At 60.3% G+C, this 3,082-nt stretch carries 3 protein-coding genes; all 3 read right to left on the bottom strand.

Annotation, left to right across the window (positions count from 1 at the left end):
* The coding region (locus ADADOO_RS09880) for a DNA topoisomerase (RefSeq protein WP_511277148.1) at positions 1-1,039 on the bottom strand (1,039 nt) is incomplete at its 3' end.
* Positions 1,040-1,114: 75 nt separating this feature from the next.
* On the bottom strand, positions 1,115-2,188 hold the full coding sequence (dprA, locus tag ADADOO_RS09885) for a DNA-processing protein DprA (protein ID WP_511277152.1): 1,074 nt from the start codon (positions 2,186-2,188) through the stop codon (positions 1,115-1,117).
* On the bottom strand, positions 2,188-3,082 hold an 895-nt coding region (locus ADADOO_RS09890), incomplete at its 5' end, for a LysM peptidoglycan-binding domain-containing protein (RefSeq protein WP_511277150.1). The genes ADADOO_RS09890 and dprA, both read right to left, overlap by 1 nt.

The following is a 3,082-nucleotide window of genomic DNA, read 5'->3' on the forward strand; positions in this document are numbered from 1 at the left end:
GCGTTTCCTTGACGGTGGGCAGGTAGTCTTCCGGCAGGCAGCGCGAGTCGGTCCGCGGGTAGGTCAGGACCTTGTGCTTTTCGTAGAGGGCCTGGGCCAGCGACAGCGTGGTCTTGGCCGAGAAGCCGAAACGGCTGTTGGCTTCGCGCTGCAGGGTGGTCAGATCGAAGAGGGCCGGCGACATGCGGGTTTCCGGCTTGGCTTCTTCCGTGACTTCGCCCGGCTTGCCCAAGGTGGCGGCGCGGATGGCATCGGCGCGCCTTTCTTCCCAGAGGCGGTCGGCCCGGGCGTGCTCGTCGTCGTTCTTGCCCTTGAATCCTTCGTCGAACCACTTGCCTTTGTAGCTGCCGGCCTTGGCGGCGAATTCGGCTTCAACTTCCCAGTAATCGCGTGGCTTGAATTCGCGAATGCGTTTTTCGCGCTCGACGACGATGGCCAGCGTCGGCGTCTGCACGCGACCGACGGTGGTCAGGTGGAAACCGCCGGTTTTCGAATTGAAGGCAGTCATCGCCCGCGTGCCGTTGATGCCGACCAGCCAGTCGGATTCGGAGCGGCAGACGGCGGCATCGCCCAGACCTTGCATTTCATTGCCATTGCGCAGGCGCGTAAAACCGTCGCGGATCGCACCTTGCGTCATCGATTGCAGCCACAGCCGCTGTACCGGTTTTCCGGACTTGGTGTGCTGGGCGATGTAATTGAAGATCAATTCACCTTCGCGTCCCGCGTCACAGGCATTGATCAAGGCGCTGACATCCTTGCGCTTGATCAGCTTGGCCAGCACCTTGAGGCGGGATTCGGTCTTCTCGATCGGCTTCAGCGCAAAGTGCGGCGGGATGACCGGAAGATGGGCAAACGACCATTTGCCGCGCTTGACTTCAAACTCTTCGGGGCAGGCCAGTTCGAGCAGATGACCGACGGCCGAGGAAATGATGTGGGTATCACTTTCGAAATAGTCGTCGTGCTTGGTGAAGCCCCCCAACGCCTTGGCGATGTCGGCAGCGACGGAAGGTTTCTCGGCAATTATCAGCTTTTTGGTCATGTTGGGGCCTGTGGAGTCCGGCGCATGATAAGTGCCCGGTGAGCGGCTTGGCAAGCCGTCTATATGTATGGGGGCCTAGCTCAGGCGCTGGTAGCGGTTGCCGGGCAGAGGGGCGATTTTGCCCGAGAGTTCGAGCATCAGGAGTTCCGGAAGCAATTGTTCAGCACGCTGTCCGGTGTAATCGACGAGATCGTCCAGGCCGCATGGATCATGGCCGAGCGCGGCAAGTACAGGGTGTTCGTCGTCAGTCGGGGTGGCTTCCACTGGTTGTTCCGGAGAAGTGAGGTTACCCAGCTCTTCCAGAACATCGTTCGCGGTTTCGACCAGTTTGGCGCCTTGCTTGATCAGTTTGTGACAGCCGCGGGCGACGGGCGAATGAATCGAGCCGGGGATGGCGAAAACTTCTCGCCCCTGTTCGCCAGCCAGGCGTGCCGTGATCAGCGAACCGCTTTCGGGTGCCGCCTCGACGACCAGTACGCCGCGCGACAGGCCGGAGATGATGCGATTGCGTCGCGGAAAATTAGCGGCGATGGCCGGTGTGCCGAGCGGGAATTCCGAAATGACCGCACCGTGTTCGACGATGGCTAGCGCCAGTTCCTTGTTGCGGGCCGGATAGATGCGGTCGGCGCCGGTGCCGATGACGGCAATCGTATCGCCTCCCGCCGCCAGGGCACCACGGTGGGCGGCAGCATCGATCCCCAAGGCGAGGCCGCTGACGATGCAGAGGCCTTTTGCCGCCAGTGTCCGGGCAAAGCTTTCCGCTGTTTGCAGACCTTGTGGTGTCGCATTGCGGCTGCCGACGATGGCCAGCCCGGGTTTCTGGAGCAGCGCGGAGTTGCCGCGCACATAGAGCAGGCTGGGCGGGTCGGCAATTTCGAGCAGAGCTTTCGGGTAGGCGTCATCGGCCAAGGTCACAATATGCTGCCCCGGCTGACTGGCCCAATCGATACTGCGGTCGACTTCTGCAGCGGGGTCAAAATCAAAAAGCCGATCGGCGCGGTCGCCGATAACGCTGCGTGCAGCTAGCCGCCCGGCGGCAAAAACAGCCCCGGGTAAACCGAAAGCGGCGAGTAGCTTTCTTTGCGACTCGCCGCCGATCCCGGGGATAAGCGTCAGCCGCAACCAGGCGACCAGGCCTTCGGAGATAATCACGGGTTTCTTGCCGAATCCCCAATGATCACGGATTTCGATGAACTGACAACCAAGGCATAAGCGACGCGGTCGAAGACACGGAAGACGAAGGCCAGGCCGTAGCGTTCTTCCGGAACAGGCGTATCGGTTCGAATGCCGTCATCGTCAATATTGGTTGAAACACGATTGCGGTATAGCGCAACGACGTGGCCGACTTCCAGGCCGTCGTTTTTGCCGCGGGTCAGGGAGACGACGGACGTTGTACCGCCTTCCTGAACGCCGCCATAGATCGACATGACGCTGGCTTCGATTGCCTGATCCGGGCGGTGCGGCACATAGGAGATGATTTCCGCCGGCTGGGCCGGGATCAGTTCGTCACCGCGCGCGATTTCTTCTTTGGCCAGCGTGACGCGAAGTGCAGCGGGGGCGCCCGGTTTGGTCAGACGGGCATTGCCAAGATAAAAGGCTTCATAAGCCAGAACCTCCCCGGTTTTTGGGTCCTTGAGAGGCTTGCCCTTGCGGAAAATCTGCCATTTTTCGATGCTGCTATCGGCGATGCCTTTGGCGTAGAAGGAATCGCCAGTACCGAGCAGCATGCGGTCTTCCTGAGCGGCGACAATGACTGCTTGGCTATTGCTGCCGGTTGATTCGACGATCAATGGCTGGGAAATAAATGGCTCAATGATGTTGGATGGAATGCTTGGAATGACGAGTTCGCCCGGGGTGCTATGGACCATCGGCTGGACCTTGCCATCTTGGCCGCTAACGCGCTTGGCCATTCTGAGGCGTGGCGATCCGCTCGACGTGTCGAGGAGGATGATGTCGCCGGGATAAATCCAGTGCGGATTCTTGATTTGTTCCTTGTTCATCTGCCAGATTTCCGGCCAGCGCCAAGGTTGCTTGAGGAATTTG

The sequence above is a fragment of the Azonexus sp. genome, assembly GCF_036170495.1.
Classification (GTDB): domain Bacteria; phylum Pseudomonadota; class Gammaproteobacteria; order Burkholderiales; family Rhodocyclaceae; genus Azonexus.